This is a genomic window from Pediococcus parvulus (genome assembly GCF_964063155.1).
Lineage (GTDB): Bacteria > Bacillota > Bacilli > Lactobacillales > Lactobacillaceae > Pediococcus > Pediococcus parvulus.
Genome location: NZ_OZ061292.1, coordinates 1032982 through 1051597 on the forward strand (window position 1 = coordinate 1032982; position 18616 = coordinate 1051597).

Consider the following 18616-nt stretch of genomic DNA (forward strand, 5'->3'; position numbering starts at 1 on the left):
TGAAAAAAGGCTTGCCTTGCAGTTACTACAACCCTCTATACTTCTTAATTGTAGTCAAACAAGAATATGAGGAGATGCAAACATGCAAAGTAAATTTACAAAATACGAATTTTCAATTTTATCGATCGTCTTGGTGAGTTATTTTATGACGGTTCTGGATGTTTCAGTTGTGATTACGGCATTACCAAAAATCCAGACTGATTTGAATTTATCAACCGCCAATTTAACCTGGGTACAAAATGCGTACACAATTATTTTCGGTGGCTTATTACTCCTAGGTGGTCGTTTAGGTGACATTATTGGGCGAAAACATGTTTTTAATTTTGGACTAGTCATCTTTGGATTAGGTTCTTTACTAGTAGGCTTAGCAAATAGTCCAATGTGGTTAATCATTGCTCGTGGCTTTCAGGGCGCTGGTGCTGCAGCCTTGGCACCATCAACTTTAGCCTTATTGATGGATAGTATTCCTGCAGGGGAAAAACGAATCAGAGCAGTTGCCGACTACGGGGCCGTTGCTGGAATTGGTGCAAGTCTTGGATTAGTAATCGGCGGTTTGTTCGCAAGTTTATTAAGTTGGCGATATGCATTTTTCGTAAATGTGCCAATTGCCATTGTAATGTTTATCTGGGCGACAAAAGCAGTTCGGTCAAGCAGGTCACAAAAAGGATCTTTTGATGGTATTGGGTCTTTGCTGTCACTGCTCGGTATGATTAGTTTAGTTTATGGGATTTTGTTAGTTTCTGAAAGTTCTACAGCTTGGGATTGGATTATTGCGGCCGTTATTTTATTGGGTCTGTTTATTTGGCGAGAAGCCAAAGTTGCTCAACCAATCATGCCATTAAGAGTTTTTAAGAATTCTGAACGGGCTGGTGCTTATTTAGCCCGAATGTTATTCCTCGGTGCCATGATGGCCTTTTGGTTCTTCATCACTCAATTTTTACAAGAAGTTTATGGCTTTTCACCCTTGATGGCTGGTCTAGGTTTCTTCCCAATGACAATTGCTAACTTTATTAGTGCACTGCAGGTTTCAAAACTAACCGCTAAATTTGGTAATGGGATGACACTTGTTGGAGGCTTAGTGTTAACAATTATTGGCATGTTTTGGCTGAGTTTTGCCGGCAATGGCAGTAATTATGTGCTTGCAATTGCTTTACCGATGATCTTAATTGGGGCAGGTCAAGGGGCAGTTTTGAGTCCTTTAACAACTGCAGGAATTGCTCAGATTAATGCAAGAGATGCTGGTGCAGCATCAGGAGTTGTGAATGTGGCCCATCAAGTAGGTGGCTCATTGGGCTTAGCACTTTTAGTCGTTTTGAGTTCTGTGGTTGCAAACTCCAACAGCTTGGTAATCCGAACAGACTGGGCACTACGAGGAGGCGTTGCTTTTCCTGTGATTGCTTTAATCCTTACGTTTATTATGATTGTGCCAAAGAAGAATAAAAATTAAATTAACAATAAATTGATTTTAAAATAGAAAGAAGCGTTATTATGAGTGTTTTTGAAGAATTAAGAAACGGAAAATCTTTCGATATTCGAAACGAACAGTATCAAAAGGAAGTTCATGGTGAAATTGATCGTGATGATCATTATTGTCATTTAATTAATATGACAGATCCTGCTAAAAAGCAGAATTTAAAAGATCTAGAGAACGAAATGTTTCATGGTCAAATGAAAGATGGCACTTATTTTACGCCACCATTTCATGTAGATTGTGCTAATCGAGTAAACTTGGGTAAAAATGTTTATGCTAATCATAGTTTAACTATGATGTCAGTTGGCACTATTACCATTGATGATGGTGTCATGATGGGACCGGGTGTTGGTTTTTATACGGTCAACCATGAGCCTAAAAATATTCGAGTGATTAAAACTGGTGAAATTCATATTAAGAAAAATGCTTGGATTGGTGCCCGTGTGAGCATTTTACCTGGGGTAAAAATTGGAGAAAACTCAATTATTGGGACTGGAGCAGTTGCAACTAAAGATATTCCTGATAATTGTATTGCGGTAGGAACTCCAGCAAAGGTCATTAAACAATTGAACTAAAGCGCAGTTGTTTAAAAAAAATTCAAAAAATCAAGTTTTGCGGCTTGTCTTCAAGTGCACTTTAAGAGTTATGCTTTAGACAGTTCTTAAGAACATGAGAATCAATTTAAAAGGAGGATTAAAATGACCATTAAAGAAGCCAGTGAAAAAACAGGTGTTTCTTCGGCCACAATTAGGTATTACGAAAAGGAAACTTTAATTCCGGCGATTGATCGAAGCGAGGCTGGTAATCGTGAAATTGATGAACGAATTATTCGCCGCATTAATTTTGTGAAACAAATGCGAGCGGCAGGGATGAGTATTGAAAATCTCCGCCGGTACATTCAATTATTTGATAATCAAGAAGACAATACAAAAGAACAAATTGCTTTATTAAACGAGCAAATGGCCGAAATGGAAGAAAAACGTGATGATCTTCAGGCTGCTATTGATCATTTGCATTTTAAATTGAATCATTTTTATGATCATGTACAAGCAAGTGAAGAAGAATTGCGCACCCTTGAACGGCAGCATCAGGAAAAATTGGATCAGGATAAGTAAAAAATATTAAAAGATAGGTGGAAATTTATGATGAGTAAAACATGGTTAATTACAGGCGTAAGTAGCGGATTTGGATTAGAATTAACAAAACAATTGTTAGCAGCTGGAAATACAGTCATTGGGACGGTTAGAAATGCGGCAAAAATTAAGGATTTAATTGCTCAGTATCCTGAGACATTTTCTTATGAAAAGTTGGATGTTACTGATGTAACCGCCATTCATAATGTGGTCAGCAAAGTTTCTAAAGAACATGCCACAATTGATGTGTTAGTTAATAATGCTGGGTATGGATTGTTTGGTGCAGCAGAAGAGCTTAGTGATGAAGAAGTCAATAAAATCCTTTCAACAGATTTATTGGGATCGATTCAAATGATTCGTTCAATTTTACCAAAAATGCGCGAGCAAAAACATGGAAGAATTATTCAAATTTCTTCATATGGTGGTCAAGTTGCTTTTCCAGGAAACTCAATGTATCATGCATCAAAATTTGGGATTGAAGGATTTGCAGAATCAGTGGCCCAAGAGGTAGCACCTTTCAATATTGGTGTCACAATCGTAGAGCCGGGTGGTGCTCGTACGGAATTTAGATATGGAAGTGCTCAAGTAGCCAAAGCAATGCCAGCATATAAGGGAAATCCGGCTCGTTCATTTGAAAAAATGTTGGCCCCTGCTAATGGTTTAGCACCTGGAGATCCAGCACGAATGGCAACTCGAATTATTGAGAGTGTAGATCAAAATCCTGCTCCTTTACGGATGATGCTTGGATCAGCGGCCGTACAAAACACAATTGATGTGCTAACAAAGCGATTGGATGATTACAAAAAACAAAAGGATTTGGCAGCATCAACTGATTTTCCAGATGGCGAGTAGACAACTGCTAAATTTGAATAACGATTTGGATTAAATTGATGATTTTTGGCAAATTTTTCTAAAATAGTTTAAAACTTGATATACTGAAGGTGGAATTTAGCCTGGTTTGAGAACCGAAAGGAAGTTTGTTGAATGTCATTAATGTTGTCGTCTTTTGTTGTTCTGATTGCTGTTGCAATTAGTGATATTATTGCCAAAACTGTCAGTCATGTGTCAAGTACGTATATTAATTTGGTCATGGGAATTATTTTGGGAATAATTCCATTTACAAATCATTTGATTTTGAGCTTTGATGATAAAATTTTTATGATTTTTATTATTGCACCATTATTGTTTTTCGAAGGCCAGGCCACACCGGCTTTGTTGGTAAGAAAAAAGATTAATAATATTTTGGGAACGGCTGTAGGTTTAGCAGCCGTTTCGGCAATTATAGTGGCAATTGTGGTTCATCAAGTGTTTGCTTTGGCGATTCCGTTGGCATTGATCGTGACTGCCATCAGTACTCCAACTGATGCCACAGCTTTTGATTCAGTGATTGAGGGACGAACCATTCAAAGTGGGATAAGAAAAAGTTTAAAGTTAGAATCTTTATTTAATGATGCGACCGGAATAATTCTCTTGCAAGCTGCCTTCCTCTGGTTACAAACCGGTCAGGTCGCGTTTGGAAAAAATGTGTTATTGTTTTTATTTTCAGCAGGCGGTGGAATTATTTTGGGCGGAATTCTAAGCTTGATTGTGATGGCCTTTCGTCAATTTTTAGTTCGATCATCAGTCAATGTGATTTCATCGCAAACCCTAATTTACCTATTAACGCCATTTTGTATCTATTTCATTGCAGAAGAAGTAGGCGTTTCTGGAATTATTGCGGTCGTGACTGCTGGATTGATTCATAATAGCGAAACAACGCGGAGTCGATTTTCATCACCACGCCAGATGCATCTGGGTTTACAGCTGGTTAATTTTTCCAATAGTGTGTTAAACAGTTTTGTCTTTGTAGTGTTGGGACTTAGTTTGGAGAGAATTATTTTTGAACAGCGCCGCAGTATTGGGATTTCCTTGCGTTGGTTGGCGATAGGCGTTCTGGTTTACGTTTTATTATTGATTGTGCGTTTTATCTATGGTCGTTTTTTTATTTCGGATCGGACAAACAGATCTGCACTGTTATTTGCCCTTGGCGGGGTTCATGGGACAGTGACGTTAGCCATGACATTTTCTGTGTTAAGTAATGGGGTTTCGCGATCTCTTTTTAACGAAATAGTTCTTATTGAAACGGTTGTGATTATTTTGAGCATGTTAATTCCGACGATCGTTTTTAAAGTAATTCTTCCTTTAGATGCAGATACTTTAAATAAGACAACTCAGTTAAAGATCTTACGAAATGAAATGGTAATTGTTGGCGTTCAGCATGTGGAAACGATGACTTTGAGTAACAAAGTACGCGAAATCGTGATTTATGATTTGCGTGATCAGGTGCAAAAAAATACGTTAAAAGCATTTTTCAATCAATGGCGTTCTGTGACCACTGACAAGTCCACTTTGACAAGTATCCAAAGTGTGGAACAACGACGGGCCTTGATGCAAGCATTTGATGAAGAACGTAATTTTCTTTATGATCTTGCTAAAAATCACATGGTTAATTCCGAATATATTTATGATTTATTTAGTGAAATTTTGTTATCTGAATCGTTGGTATTAGATCCACAAAATCAGGTTATTTAGTTTTTATAAAGTAAAGAGGAGAAATTTAAAATGGCAAATATTTTAATTATTGGTGCAACTGGTTCAGTTGGTAGTGTCACAAGAAATTACTTTTTAGAGAATACAACCGATAAATTAACTTTAATGGCGAGAAATACTCGTCGTTTAGGACACATAAATGAGGAGCGCGAAACGGCGTTAACTGGCAGTGTGGCAGATACAAGCACTTTACTTGAGGCTTTGAAGGGACAAGATGCCGTATTTGCTGCTTTAAGTGGTAACTTACGTTCAATGGCCTCTTCCTTGGTGAATGCAATGGATCATTCGGACGTAAAACGCCTTTTGTTTATTACTTCGATGGGAATTTATAATGAAATTCCCGCTTCCGTGGGTGCTAGTGGCAATTTGGCTTCTAATCCGGTATTACAGAATTATCGAGATGCAGCAGATGTGATCGAGGCTTCTGATTTAAACTACACAATTATTCGACCAGGATGGTTCGATAATGGTAATGATACAAGTTATGAAGTGACAAAAAAAGGTGAGCCATTTGGTGGCCACGATGTATCAAGAAAGAGTATTGCGGACTTGGTTGTGCGTTTAGCTCATGATGAAAAATTAGGCTCACGAGATAGTTTGGGGATTAATCGTAAGTAACAAGTTTAGGATATTGATAACTCGGTTAGAGTGTTAAAAACATTTAGGAGACAAAAGATGGCAAAAAAGATATTAATTGCCTATTATTCTTGGTCTGGTAATACTGAGAGACTGGCAAAAATTATTCAAAGAGTGACAAATGGAAAAGTGTTTGCAATGAAGGTAGCAGATGGTACATTTTCGACTGATATGTTTGATACTTCAGATCGGGCAAAAAAGCAGTTGGAAACAAACCAATTACCAAAACTGGTTGGCGAGTTGCCAGATGTAAGTAATTATGATTTAGTTTTGGTTGGTGGGCCAGTTTGGTCTGGTGAAGTTTCAACGCCAGTTCGTAGTTTCTTGCAACAAATTACACCTTCAAAAACCAAATTAGCGCCTTTTTATACGGATACAGGCTCGGCTGATTCCTATGAAAAAGATTTCAAGCATCTTGTTGGAACGTCTCAGGTGGTAAAGGGTTTGGGCTTGACCGGCAGCGATTGGGATACAGCTGAAAAAGCGGTTGTGGACTGGTCAGAAAGTTTCTAATTTTTTGAAACGGAAAGTCAAAATCAATTGAACTATTTTATAGACTTTGCATGGCGGACCTTGTCAATAAGGATATTTCAGGGGGCAGAATAGATGGGTAATGATGAAGAAGCACGAATTGTCCAATTATACCGAGACCATAATCGTTATATGGTGGCCGGAGATACTAAGAAATTAGGCGCATTACTAGATGCTAATTTCCATTTAGTCCATATGACGGGAATGGTCCAGAGTAAACAAAAATGGTTACAAGACATTGATACAAAACAAATGAACTATTTTTCTTCAACTGAAGAAAATGTAAAAGTTCAGATGAAAAATGATCATCAGGCAGATCTAATTGGTCAAAGACAAGTCGATGCTAGTATTCATGGTGGGCGAAATATATAGCCACTTCAGTTGACCTTGCACGTAGAAAAATTTGCTGATGACTGGAAAATCATGAATATTGATGCAGCCATGTATTAAAACTAGATTTAAAAAAGTCTTGATAGTTTGGGAGTGAAGCTGTTCATTCACTCTCTAGATTAAGGCTTTTTTAGTGTCGGTTTGCCCTGATTTTCTGACTTTATCAACTGCTTCAAGACCAGGTGGGTTGTAATTAATCGCTTTCATCATTGAACTTTGGTAAACTTAATTAGATGTATCGAAAAAGAAATTGCTGAATTGCTTTTGAAAAGGAGATTTTTAAATCATGGAAGCGGATGTTGTGGTTGTTGGCGCTGGTGCTGCTGGGATTGCTGCTGGTGTAACGTTAGCGGAAGCAGGAAAACAAGTTATCATGCTTGAAAAAGGTGATAAATTTGGTGGGGCTGGGATGTTTGGTGCTCAGGGACTGTTTGCAGTTGAAAGTAGTCAACAAAGGGCAGCGGGTGTGCAATATTCCCTCAAACAAGCCTATCAAGAGCTGGTGAGCTACACCCATTATCGCAGTAATTTGAATTTAACAAAAGCTATCCTAAAGGAATCAGCATCTACCATTGACTGGCTTGATGAGCGAGGATTAAAAACTGAACTTGTAAATAATACACAAGAGGTCCATCAACAACATCCAAAGGTTTACCACCAATACATTGATAAATTTGTTGCGTTTGATCGCCTCATCCACAGGTTTAAGGATCATGGTGGGCAACTCTTTCTTAAAACAGCAGGTACTAAGATTATTCAAAAGGATGGCAACATAGTAGGTGTTCAGGTTCACCAAGATAAACACGATTTTGTGATTGATTGTTCCGCAGTGGTCGTGGCTGATGGTGGTTTTATTGGCAATCCGGATCTCGTCAAAGAATATTTAGCCATAAATCCTGATAATCTATATAGCATGGGAGAACGTAAGGCAACTGGTGATGGTATCAAAATGCTGGCCGAGTTAGGGGCAGACACTCGCCATATGGGGGTGTTTGAAAATCATGCGGCTTCGGTGATTTCACCACAAAATCATAAATGGCACAACGGGACAATTTTTTCACTAACAAATTTACCATTTTTGTGGGTTGATAGCGCTGTTAACCGATTTGTAGATGAAAGTGTCTGCTACGATTTTGCTTTATGGGGCAACGCAACCTATACGGCAGGCGGCTACTATTACATTATTCTAGATCAACAGTTTGTTGACTATATTTCAGCGCAATCACTTGATTGGACAGATTCGTTTGAACGCACTTTTAAGAGCTTAGATCATCAAGTGATGACCCATAAAGTCGGCCCATTTCCACAAATTGATGCTGATTTGGAAGAAGCGATTCAAAAAGAAGCCGGGTGGCGTGCGGAATCGTTACAAGATTTGGCGCAGCAATTGCACGTGTCGGAACTGGATTTTGAAAACACGATTAAACAGTACAATGAGCATGTCGACAAAAAAGAAGATCCTGATTTTTATAAATCATCTGATTATCTGCGTTTCTCGATTCGAAAGGGTCCGTTTTATGCCCTTAAAGCCCGTTCAACTTCCTTAGGTACAATTGGTGGAATTGAAACAAATGCCAAAATGGAGGCCTTAAAAGTAAATAAGCAGCCAATTAAGGGTGCTTACGTTGCTGGTAATGATGCAAGTGGTATGTATGACACTTCTTATCCAACATTGGAAGGTATTAGTTGTGCGTTTGCCTGGAATTCGGGACGTTTGGCAGGAAAATCTGTCATCAAGTATTTAGGAAAATAAAAAATACAAAATGAAAAGAGAAGTCAATTGGCTTCTCTTTTTTGGTCGCTGATTGCGCGAATAATTTGATCTTCAATCTCTTTTAGATCGTTTTCTTCATTAACCTTAATCTGGGGGGCAAATTTCTGCTGTAAAAAGTAGGTGAGCAGTTGACCCAAAAGGGTTCGAAAGACGGCCAAACTGTCTAGATCCTTGCGCACACCATTTTGAAGGAGTTTTTTTTGAAATTGCTTGACGAAGATTGGTTTAGAAGACTGAAGAATTTTTTGAAATAACCGACGAATCGTTTGGTTGGTCAACATTTCGGACAAAAGAATTGTAAATGCATCTGAATTTTCTTTTAGGAAACGATAGCGATCATGAATGATAAAATGAACTAATTCACGCAGAGTATTAAAATTCTGCCATTCGGCCAAAAAATCATCGCGATAAACCGGAAAGAAGTTTTGGATGATTGGTTGCAAAATTGCGATTAGTAGATCTTGTTTGGTTTTGAAATATTTAAAAATTGTAGCCTGACTAACGCCTGCAGTTTGAGCAATCTTAGCAGTTGAAGTGCCATTAAAGCCAAATTCTGCGAAGAGGGTTAAAGCAGAAAGTAAAACGGCTTTCTTCCCTTTAGGTATTTTTTGTGCGTCCAGCCAGTTGCGATAATTCGAAAAAACATTTGTGTTCATGTCATTCAACTCAATTCCTGTGATTTTGCTTTTAAGGCTCCGTTCCCATGCTACAATATTTGAATCCGATTATCCAATTAAATTTCACCAAATTCAAATTTGAAAATCATTTCCGCAAAACAGTGTCTAGCTTTCTACCTTTGGCAAGTTCATCGACAAGCTTATCAAGATAACGAATTTTTTGAAGCAAGGGATCTTCAATATTTTCCACACGATACCCACAAATTAATCCAGTAATTAACTTAGCATTTTGATTGAAATTTGGTGAGTCTTCAAAAAAGCTTTTTAAAGGAATGTCGGAATCAAGGACATGCTGGAGCGTATTGGGATTATAACCAGTTAGCCAAAAAATAACGGCATCAAGTTCAGATTGTTGACGTCCCTTTTTTCCGATTTTCTGACTATACAAAGCATAAATTTTACTAAACGGCATTTGAAATAAGCGGTTATTGTTCATGTTAAACCTCCCTCTGGGTCTGCAAATTTGGCACTCTAAATTTAACATATTCCAGCATTAACTGCATTTGAAACGGTTTCAAAAATAATGGACAAACGAAAAATGAGGTGTTAACCTGAAAAAGACAATAAAATAAGTGACCCCAAGACAGTTGGCAAGGTACTGAGCCAATTTGGCTGGGGATTTTTTTATGAAACTGGGGAAGAATTTATGAATTTAGACTATTTATTTGCGCATGCACCAATACCTAAGGTTTATATGAAACTTGCACTTCCAGTTGTTTTAGGGATGGTTGCAAGCATGATATATAATTTAGTCGATACTTTCTTTGTGGCTCAAACTGGTAATGCAAATTTAGTTGCGGGAATTGCTTTAGGAACGCCTTTATTTTCGTTTATGCTTGCCATTGGCGATATTTTCGGTTTAGGTGGGAGTGCGGCAATTTCCAGAATGCTTGGTAAAAAACAGCACGAAGATAGTGCTCATCTAAGCAGCTTTTGTTTTTACAGCTCTATCCTGTTTAGTCTTGTGTTAACAATTCTAATGCTGATTTTTGAACGTCCTATCCTTGGTTTAATGGGTGTGACCTCCCAAACTTATCAATATGCGGCCGATTTTTACCGAATGCTTGCGTTAGGATCAGTTTTCATCATTGTTTCATTAGTTCCAGGTAACATTATCCGAACGGAAGGGTTAGCCACCAAATCAATGGTGGCTACACTTTCTGGGACCATTTTGACAATTGTTTTGGATCCTCTTTTTCTTTTTGTCTTTCATTGGGGAGCACTAGGTGTTGGGCTAGCCAACGTAATTGGGTATATTCTGAATACCTCGCTATTGGTATATTTCATGGTAAAAGATTGTCAGATTCTTTCCCTTTCAATTAAAAAGATTCATATTCCCCAAAAAGCAGTTCAGGATGTTTTAAGTATTGGGATTCCAGCCTCTTTAACTAATTTTATGCAGAGTTTTGGAGTGATGCTGTTAAACAATTACTTAGCGCCTTATGGGGCAACTGCAATTGCGGCCATGGGAATTGTTTTAAAAATATACATGGTTGTGATGCTAATTATGGTGGGATTTGCTTTTGGTGCTCAGCCATTAATTGGTTACAATTATGGTTCTGGTGATCAGGCTCGTTTTAAAGCAGTGGTAAGATTCGATTTTATGGTTGAAGTTGTGTACGCTTTAATCTGTGCGGCTATTTTGATGATTTTTGCACCACAGTTGATGGCGCTGTTCATGCATAATACTACAATTATCAAAATGGGGACGGTCATGTTGCGTTTACTTTTGATTACTTCCCCATTTATTGGGGCCGTTTTGGTGTTTACAACGATCTTTCAATCAGCCGGCAAAGCGATGGGAGCGTTAGTGATGTCCATTTCACGTCAAGGAATCGTTTTTGCAGTAGTCATTATCTTGTTAGCAGGGATATTTGGTTATAATGGTGTGATTGCGGCTCAACCAGTTGCCGACATTTTGACCTTTGGAATTGGTTTTTGGCTCTACAAACAAATTTTAGCGTAACAATTTATTTTTGATTAGGCGGCTGACATGTTACACTGAATACACAAATAAAATAAAAGTGCCACCGGGTGCAGAAACGCAATTTTAAACTTCGTAAGGTCAATTGAAGAAGTTTAGGGTTGCGTTTTTTGGAGGGGAAATATGATTTGAATAGAATTATTAATTGCTGGACTTTTTGAAACGGTCTGGGCGACAACCATGAAATTTAGTCAGGGATTCACTAAAGTTGGTTTTACCATTTCAACCGTAATTAGAATGTTATTAAGTTTTTACTTTCTCGCTAGAGTCACGAAAATATTACCGCTCAGTTTGGCATATCCAATTTGGACGGGGATTGGTGCGGTTGGTAGTATTGTGATAGGAGTTATTTTATTTCATGATAGTTTAACACCATTAACTTGGCTATTTGTTGGGTTGCTAGTTGTCAGCATTATTGGTATCAAAATTACTAGTGCGTAAGAAATGAGTTACTTGCCATCTAGGTAAGAGAATAGTGTAAGTTTACTTTCATTATATAAGAGAGTTGGCAAATATGCTCCATATTCATACACAAGATCTTTCTAATAAGGATGCCTCGGCCAGGACGAAAATATTCTGATTTAAAGTAAAAGCGATCAACAAATCCAGATGATGAACGGTACCAAACCCTTGGAATTGATCGGGGAGCACGACACTTGTCTCAGTGATGATTTGCGAACCGTGACCTCCGTCGTGTAACTCATACAAAGTTTTACCTATTTCTTCGGCTATTTTAGTAAAGCTCATAACTTCGGTAAGAACTTGATTTAGTTTTTCGGGATAGTCTATGGTGCCAAACGAAGGTCCTAAACCACCACGAATTGCGTACTCTCCGGGCACTGGGCTGTGTCGATAAGGATCTCCCCCAGCAACACCATGGTTTTTCTTCGGAAACTAATTGGTATTGTTGATCATCAAAATCGTAAAAATAAAAATATTTGGCACCAAAACGCGTTTTACTTTCATCATGGCTAATTTCAAATTTATCGAGACGGTCTTGCCACCACTCCGATGCTTTATCGTTAGGAACGCGGAAACCGAGCCGGGTAATTCCATTTTTACCCTGTTTACCTTTAGGAATTCCAAGAAAATCAAAGAACGTTATATCAGTGCCGGCTTTGACCATGTCATCTGTAAAATATAAATGATAGGTGCGAATATCGTCTTGGTTTACTGTTTTCTTAATTAAATGTAACCCTAAAATTTCGATCATGAAATTTCATATTTTTGGTGCGCTGGAAGTAATTGCTGTTATATGATGTAGTCCAATTAAGTTTTTATTCATAATGTTTACCTCCTTGGCAGGTAAATTAATTATTAATTTGATGAAGCAAGTATTCATTCATACAAAAAATAAGTAAAGAGCCTTATCACTTTTAGGTACGCTTAAAAATTCAATGTGCGAATTGACATCAAAAAAGCCATCAAGGCAGTTTTGTACATACCTAGGTGACCGTTTTAATCTCACTAAAAATAGTTACAAAATTGAGAACAGTTTATTAAAAGTACCGCTTTCAAACATGATGTAAAGACCAAGCAGAATATATACAGCTGCAGTAATCCATCGGCCATACTTTTCTAAACTTTTGGCAATAACGGGAACTTTTACCAGCAAATAGCCAAGATAACAAAAAATAGTTAGCATTACAGTAAATGTGAGTAATACGATCAGTATACCTGAAACTGACAACGTCACAAAGAAAGGCACATAAATATCAATGTTATCAGCACCGCATGTGGCAATGGTGATCATGGCTACATTTAAGAGAAAACCTCGCCGTGCGTTCAGTTTTTGATTCACAACTGTATCTGTATTTTCTTCGCCATTTACTATTAATTTCATGCCCATAATTATTGGAATAAGTCCCAAAATTCCAAGCAGCCAAGTAGCGGGAATAAAATGCAGGACAAAGGCTAGAATAAGAGAAATTATTACTAAAACGGAGGTTCCAAGTAAATCACCGAGATACACAGTTAACCGTTCATTTTTTGAACTTGCTCGGCAAAAAATGAGCATTAAAATAACTAAATAATCAATGCTGGTTGAAATGTATGCAGTCGCTCCAGAAAAAATTAATGTTAACATTCAAAATTCCTTTCATGTGGACTAGGGCATGTCACTTTTGCAAGCCACCGAAACCTCGTTGTTTTTCCAGTTTAAACTTTTAATAACCAAATCCATTTCGGCTAAAAGATGGGTGATTTCTGGAGTAGCTAATTGATAATAGTAATATTTTCCGCGTCGATTCTGGGTAATTAGTTTGCAGTCACGAAGGCAGGCTAAATGTTGAGAAATATTAGATTGACTAGAATTAATTTTTTCCGTCAACTCAGTTACGTTTTTGGAACCCGATTTTAAAGTTTCTAGAATTGCTAATCTAACTTCATTATTTAAGGCATGAATCAATTTCTGTTGGGTAATAGTCATGGGATCATCTCCTACATATTAGTGTATCCTAATATGTTGTGTACAGCAAATCCAATTGGCGATCGTTTAATATGAAAAAAAATTTTTATTAGTTAGTTTATTGTTGACATGTACTAACTAAGTAGTTAGACTGTATTTTGTTAGTTAATTGGTAACACAAACTAACTAAATAAAAAAGAAGGTATTGAACATGAAAAAAAATACACAAGAGTTATTAAATTTATTTGGCCATTTATTTCAACAAAAAGTATTTGTTGCAGCGGCAATTAGAAGCACACAAGAAGAGAATAATCCACAATTTAATCAACGAGGACAACAGCGTGTCATGCGGCTCTTGTTGGAGAAAGATCAATTAACGAACTCACAGATTGTAGAGGAATTAGATATTCGTCCTAGTTCTGCCAGTGTGCTAGTCAGCAAGTTGGAAGAAAGTGGCATGGTCAAAAAAGCGGAGTCACCTGATGATAAACGGGTTACTTTTATTTCACTCACTGATGAAGGTCGTGAATCGATCATCAAGTCGCGGCAACTTAAAAACGATTTCTTTGATTCATTATTTGAATCATTGTCAGACAATGACCAGCAACAGCTAAGTGATTCTTTAAAAAAATTAGTTAGTGACTTAAAAAGTAAGGAACCAAAGTGGGAAGAACGTCGTAATGATTTTCTTAACACGAGACGAAGCTTTAAGGGAATGGGTCATCCTAGATTTCCGCACGGTTTTGATTTTTACAATCACGATTAAAATTACTATATAAATGGAGATATAACAAAATGCGAAACATGAATACAAACCTTGTGGGACACTCTCAAAAATTTAATTTTAAAAATTTTGTGCAATTAATTGCTAAAATCAAACCACGGTTTTGGCAACTAGGGCTAGGGCTATTTCTTGGCCTAATTGCAACTGGGATGCAATTGATTGTGCCAAAAGTTGCCCAACGATTGATCAATCAGTTGCAAAGTGGAATTAACATGCAATTAGTTGTTTGGACGATTGTCCTGTTTGTTTTGAGTGCACTCGTTAGTTCTGGATCAGGTGCTGTTTTAGGATTCTTCGGCGAAAATGTTGTGAACAACCTGCGGCAGTTTTTATGGCGTAAAATTCTGGTGCTACCAGTAAACTATTTTGACGAAACCAAATCTGGTGAGATTTCTTCTAGGGTGGTAAATGATACTTCACAGGTTAAGGATTTACTTGCTAATTCGGTTCCCAACATGGTGACCTCAATTCTTCAATTAGTTGGAGCATTAGTTTTAATGCTAATAATGGACTGGAAAATGACTTTAATTATGTTTATTGGTGTGCCTTTGGTTATTTTGTGCGTTATGCCAATTGCGAATCAAGCACGAAAAATTTCCCATGCGCGTCAAGACACTTTGGCAGATTTTAATGGTGAAGTTAGCGAAACACTAGGTGAGATTCGGTTAGTCAAAGCTTCCACTGCCGAATCGGTTGAGCAAAACGCTGGAAATCAAAAAATCCAGAAACTTTATAATATTGGGTTGAAAGAAGCTATTTATGATTCTATTTCTGGACCAGTGATGCAAATGGTGATGATGGGAATGATGATTGGGATTCTCGTATATGGAGCTAGTCGGGTTGCCCAGGGAACGATGAGTTTTGGGACTTTGATTTCATTTTTTATGTATCTGGTTCAAATGGTTGGTCCATTTGCGACTATGGGACAATTTTTCACCAGTATGGCTAAAGCCAGTGGCTCGACGGCCCGTATTCAAGAGCTCTTAACCGTTGATGAGGAGGTTCAAAATGAAGGACAGCCACTAGATGCGCAGGGGAAATCTTTAAGGGTGAGTCACCTGAATTTTGCCTATAAAAAAGGGAAGGCGGCTATTCAAGATGTATCGTTTGTGGCAAGACCAAACACGGTCGTTGCATTTGCGGGACCTTCTGGAGGTGGTAAATCGACTATCTTTAGCTTGCTAGAGCGTTATTATCGACCAACTTCAGGTGAAATGAAGATTGGTGACGTTTCAATTGCAGATATCAATTTAACCGATTGGCGAAATCAAATTGGCTTAGTTAGTCAAAATGCAGAATTAATGAGTGTCAGCATTCGATACAATCTGACTTATGGGCTTAACGGAAAATATTCCGATGATCAGCTTTGGCATGTCCTTGAAATGGCGTATGCCAAGGAATTTGTCTCTCAAATGGAAAAGGGGTTGGATACCCAAGTTGGCGAACGGGGTATTAAAATCTCTGGTGGTCAACGGCAACGGATTGCCATTGCACGGGCATTTCTTCGAGATCCAAAGATTTTAATGCTTGATGAAGCAACGGCAAGTTTAGATTCAGAATCGGAAATGATGGTTCAAAAAGCATTAGAAAAACTTATGCATAATCGAACCACGCTTGTGATTGCACATCGATTGAGTACGATTGTAGATGCTAACCAGATCTATTTTATTGAAAATGGCGAAGTTACTGGACATGGTACCCACCAAGAATTGATTAAAACATTGCCGTTATATCACGAATATGTAGAAAATCAGTTTACAGGTTAAATTAGGTTCAAAACAAACTTATTGAAGATGGGGAGGCTGAGTCATGCCACAACAATCTGAATCGCTAACTAATTTAAATCCAGGAATTGAAGCCGTAAAGAAAAGATTTCAACTGGGATTGAGATTAGACAAAATAGGTTATAATTGGAGGATCTGAGCTATCTAACTGCCGAGTTTTTGAAGGTAATCAATTTATGTATTTTAGATATAGAACTAAGAAAAATCTTTATCACTATCAAACGATATTTAGTTTAACGTACCCAAGGACTAATTTGTGGCCAATTATGAAAGGATTTCTTTAAAAACAAAAGGCTTATCGCCGATTCATTATCGGAAACAAGCCGTAGTTACTTAAAATTTATGCAAACGTCTAATTTTTGCACTTCACTAATCTAGCCCTTTTTAGCCTTCACGCTTAACAGTATTCATAATCAGCGGGAAGAATTTCAATGCATATAATGCACAAATTCCAACGACAATGTAGATAATTTTAGAGAGGATGGCGGTTTGACCACCAAAAATAGTTGCCACTAAGTCAAAGTTGAATAGTCCAACTAATAACCAATTTAGACCACCAACAATCAATAATCCCAGTGCGATGCTATCAATAGTTTTCATAACGAAGTCTCTCCTTTCTGTTTTTTAGCATTGATCTTTATGGAACAACTTAAGTTTAACAATTTCTTGTTGCAAAAATAAAGTTAAAAACTCAAAATTGTTTTATTTTAAACAAGCTTGAAAGGATAGAAACGACTTTTCAAAATAGGCTAGACTTAAACCTTAGTTTAAGTGGTATTCTGATCTGTGAGGTGAAAGATATGACTGAATTAGAAAAATTAATGGCTGGAGAAGAATACTATTTTTTAGACGAGGATGTTGCCAAACGAAAGGCCAGGGCGGCAAAACTGTGCCAAGAATTTAATGAAATTTCAGCAACCGATCCACAGGCGCAAACAAATAAAATCAAAGAGATTTTTGGATCCACAGGAAAAAGAGTCTCGGTTCAAGCCAATTTTAATTGTGATTATGGAAAAAATATTCATGTTGGTGAAGATTTTCTAAGCAATTACAATTTGACAATCCTTGATATTGCGCCAGTTAATATGGGCCATAATGTTATGATTGGACCAAATGTTGATATTTACACGGTTAATCATCCTATGACAGCGGAAGGCCGCCGTATGTATCTTGCAAAAGCCTCTCCCGTGTCGATTGGTAATGATGTTTGGATTGGTGGCAAAGTTTCAATTATGCCAGGAGTGACAATTGGTAATAATGTGATTATTGCTGCTGGAGCAGTTGTGACCAAGAATATTCCTGATAATGTTTTAGTTGGTGGTGTGCCAGCCAAAAAGATTAAATCACTCTAATTTTATTAGAGAGTGGGGAAAAAGGCGGTTAGATTCTGAGCATAGCTTAGACTAACAAATGATCCGTACTTTGGTTTGTTAGTCGTAACTAGGCGAAAGAATCTGCTTTTTTTTGGTTTAGAAATAATATTCGGAAGATATAATGAAACGCAATAAAAATATAATTTTTGACCCGGCCTCTACAAAAAAATTGACTTATGTAACAACTAGTTTTCTGGATAGGTTTGATGTATCATTTTATTGGATTAATACGAGGAGTTTTTGTTATGGAAAAACTGAAGGAACGACTTGATGCGTTCAGCGATGCAGTTATTGCAATTATCATTACAATTATGGTATTGGAATTACCAATGCCTCAACATGATTCTTTAACGGAATATCTGCAATTTGGTAAAGCCATCGGAATTTTTTTCATTAGCTTTTGTTTTGTCGCAAATATCTGGTATCAGCATTCCGTTTTATTTAATGATGCACAGACTATGAACAATCATGTTTTTATCTTAGAATTTATTTTCTTAGCTTTTCTATCTCTGACACCAACGTTCACTAAATTAATTACGGTGGATACTAATCGACACACGGTCATGGCTTATGGAATTTTGACGTTTATTGTAAATGGATTATTTATGCTAGTTAGTTATGCGGTCATTCATCAAAAATACAGTGATATGAATGACATCCGAAAAATATTTGATAAAATCTATTTGAATCATAGCAATTTCTTAGGATTAATCAATGTTATCGTCTTAGTCTTGGCGTATTTTAAGCCTGAGTGGGCTTTGTGGTGTTATTTAACCTTACCTTTGATTTCATTTGTGTTTAATCGGGATGATCATTCAGATTTGGAAGAAGTTACGCAACTTTCACCAACAAATCAGGATAAGTATTTGCAGTTTTCAAGTGGTGATTTACGTGAATTTCGGAAAAAACAACGTGAAATTGGGCAAAAGTATGCGCATCAAAGGCGAACTAATCCCAACTGGCAAGAAGAAATGGCGCATGAAATGCGAGTTCTTTTTAAGGATAGCGGGATGGATGTTAGTAACATGAAACGGGGTTATAGTGTGCGTTCTCAGCAGAATCGAAAAGGCTAAAAAAATAAGG

The 18616-nt window shown here is 37.3% G+C and carries 21 protein-coding genes; 15 read left to right on the top strand and 6 right to left on the bottom strand.

Features of this window, described 5'->3' with window-relative positions:
* Positions 1-82 precede the first annotated feature (82 nt).
* The 9 genes from AB3217_RS05015 to AB3217_RS05055 all read left to right on the top strand — a co-directional run bounded on the left by AB3217_RS05015 (position 83) and on the right by AB3217_RS05055 (position 8503).
* Positions 83-1447, top strand: a complete 1365-nt coding sequence (locus tag AB3217_RS05015; RefSeq protein ID WP_367365759.1) for an MFS transporter — start codon at positions 83-85, stop codon at positions 1445-1447.
* 41 nt (positions 1448-1488) lie between these two features.
* Positions 1489-2046, top strand: coding sequence for a DapH/DapD/GlmU-related protein (locus AB3217_RS05020; protein WP_367365760.1), 558 nt, complete (start codon positions 1489-1491; stop codon positions 2044-2046).
* 123 nt (positions 2047-2169) lie between these two features.
* A complete protein-coding gene (locus AB3217_RS05025; RefSeq protein ID WP_367365761.1) occupies positions 2170-2586 on the top strand; it encodes a MerR family transcriptional regulator in 417 nt (138 codons plus the stop codon).
* Positions 2587-2616: 30 nt separating this feature from the next.
* Positions 2617-3456, top strand: coding sequence for an SDR family oxidoreductase (locus AB3217_RS05030; RefSeq protein ID WP_260289565.1), 840 nt, complete (start codon positions 2617-2619; stop codon positions 3454-3456).
* Between the two features lie 132 nt (positions 3457-3588).
* The gene (locus AB3217_RS05035; protein ID WP_367365762.1) at positions 3589-5175 is read left to right on the top strand and encodes a cation:proton antiporter; all 1587 of its coding nucleotides are present in this window, start codon (positions 3589-3591) and stop codon (positions 5173-5175) included.
* 30 nt (positions 5176-5205) lie between these two features.
* Positions 5206-5811, top strand: coding sequence for an NAD(P)H-binding protein (locus AB3217_RS05040; protein ID WP_057784897.1), 606 nt, complete (start codon positions 5206-5208; stop codon positions 5809-5811).
* Positions 5812-5868: 57 nt separating this feature from the next.
* Complete coding sequence (locus AB3217_RS05045) at positions 5869-6342, top strand: flavodoxin (protein WP_057784896.1); 474 nt, start codon at positions 5869-5871, stop codon at positions 6340-6342.
* Between the two features lie 93 nt (positions 6343-6435).
* Positions 6436-6732, top strand: coding sequence for a nuclear transport factor 2 family protein (locus tag AB3217_RS05050; protein ID WP_367365763.1), 297 nt, complete (start codon positions 6436-6438; stop codon positions 6730-6732).
* A gap of 304 nt (positions 6733-7036) precedes the next feature.
* Complete coding sequence (locus AB3217_RS05055; RefSeq protein WP_367365764.1) at positions 7037-8503, top strand: FAD-dependent oxidoreductase; 1467 nt, start codon at positions 7037-7039, stop codon at positions 8501-8503.
* A gap of 23 nt (positions 8504-8526) precedes the next feature.
* Here the strand turns inward: AB3217_RS05055 and AB3217_RS05060 are convergent, their stop codons facing one another.
* Together AB3217_RS05060 and AB3217_RS05065 are read right to left on the bottom strand one after the other, a co-directional pair.
* A complete protein-coding gene (locus AB3217_RS05060) occupies positions 8527-9180 on the bottom strand; it encodes a TetR/AcrR family transcriptional regulator (RefSeq protein ID WP_057784893.1) in 654 nt (217 codons plus the stop codon).
* Positions 9181-9286: 106 nt separating this feature from the next.
* Positions 9287-9637 (bottom strand): DUF2200 domain-containing protein, encoded by a 351-nt coding sequence (locus tag AB3217_RS05065; protein ID WP_068805577.1) that lies wholly within the window; start codon positions 9635-9637, stop codon positions 9287-9289.
* Between the two features lie 210 nt (positions 9638-9847).
* Between AB3217_RS05065 and AB3217_RS05070 the strand changes: the two genes are divergently transcribed.
* Positions 9848-11167, top strand: a complete 1320-nt coding sequence (locus AB3217_RS05070) for an MATE family efflux transporter (RefSeq protein ID WP_057784891.1) — start codon at positions 9848-9850, stop codon at positions 11165-11167.
* Between the two features lie 150 nt (positions 11168-11317).
* Positions 11318-11626, top strand: a complete 309-nt coding sequence (locus tag AB3217_RS05075) for a multidrug efflux SMR transporter (protein ID WP_367366123.1) — start codon at positions 11318-11320, stop codon at positions 11624-11626.
* A gap of 292 nt (positions 11627-11918) precedes the next feature.
* Here AB3217_RS05075 and AB3217_RS05080 read toward each other — a convergent pair whose 3' ends face one another.
* The 3 genes from AB3217_RS05080 to AB3217_RS05090 all read right to left on the bottom strand — a co-directional run bounded on the left by AB3217_RS05080 (position 11919) and on the right by AB3217_RS05090 (position 13613).
* On the bottom strand, positions 11919-12398 hold the full coding sequence (locus tag AB3217_RS05080) for a hypothetical protein (protein ID WP_057784889.1): 480 nt from the start codon (positions 12396-12398) through the stop codon (positions 11919-11921).
* A 264-nt stretch (positions 12399-12662) separates the two neighbouring features.
* Complete coding sequence (locus tag AB3217_RS05085) at positions 12663-13271, bottom strand: CadD family cadmium resistance transporter (RefSeq protein ID WP_057784888.1); 609 nt, start codon at positions 13269-13271, stop codon at positions 12663-12665.
* 21 nt (positions 13272-13292) lie between these two features.
* The gene (locus AB3217_RS05090; RefSeq protein WP_057784887.1) at positions 13293-13613 is read right to left on the bottom strand and encodes a helix-turn-helix transcriptional regulator; all 321 of its coding nucleotides are present in this window, start codon (positions 13611-13613) and stop codon (positions 13293-13295) included.
* Between the two features lie 190 nt (positions 13614-13803).
* Between AB3217_RS05090 and AB3217_RS05095 the strand changes: the two genes are divergently transcribed.
* Positions 13804-14358: a MarR family winged helix-turn-helix transcriptional regulator gene (locus tag AB3217_RS05095; RefSeq protein ID WP_068805592.1), complete on the top strand. Its 555-nt coding sequence runs from the start codon at positions 13804-13806 to the stop codon at positions 14356-14358.
* Between the two features lie 29 nt (positions 14359-14387).
* Positions 14388-16142, top strand: a complete 1755-nt coding sequence (locus AB3217_RS05100; RefSeq protein WP_367365765.1) for an ABC transporter ATP-binding protein — start codon at positions 14388-14390, stop codon at positions 16140-16142.
* A 402-nt stretch (positions 16143-16544) separates the two neighbouring features.
* Here the strand turns inward: AB3217_RS05100 and AB3217_RS05105 are convergent, their stop codons facing one another.
* A complete protein-coding gene (locus AB3217_RS05105) occupies positions 16545-16760 on the bottom strand; it encodes a DUF378 domain-containing protein (protein ID WP_057784884.1) in 216 nt (71 codons plus the stop codon).
* Positions 16761-16960: 200 nt separating this feature from the next.
* On the opposite strand from AB3217_RS05105, the gene AB3217_RS05110 reads away from it, so the two are divergent.
* Together AB3217_RS05110 and AB3217_RS05115 are read left to right on the top strand one after the other, a co-directional pair.
* Positions 16961-17512, top strand: coding sequence for a sugar O-acetyltransferase (locus tag AB3217_RS05110; RefSeq protein ID WP_260289554.1), 552 nt, complete (start codon positions 16961-16963; stop codon positions 17510-17512).
* Positions 17513-17778: 266 nt separating this feature from the next.
* Positions 17779-18606: a TMEM175 family protein gene (locus AB3217_RS05115; RefSeq protein ID WP_057784883.1), complete on the top strand. Its 828-nt coding sequence runs from the start codon at positions 17779-17781 to the stop codon at positions 18604-18606.
* The last annotated feature ends 10 nt before the right edge of the window (positions 18607-18616 follow it).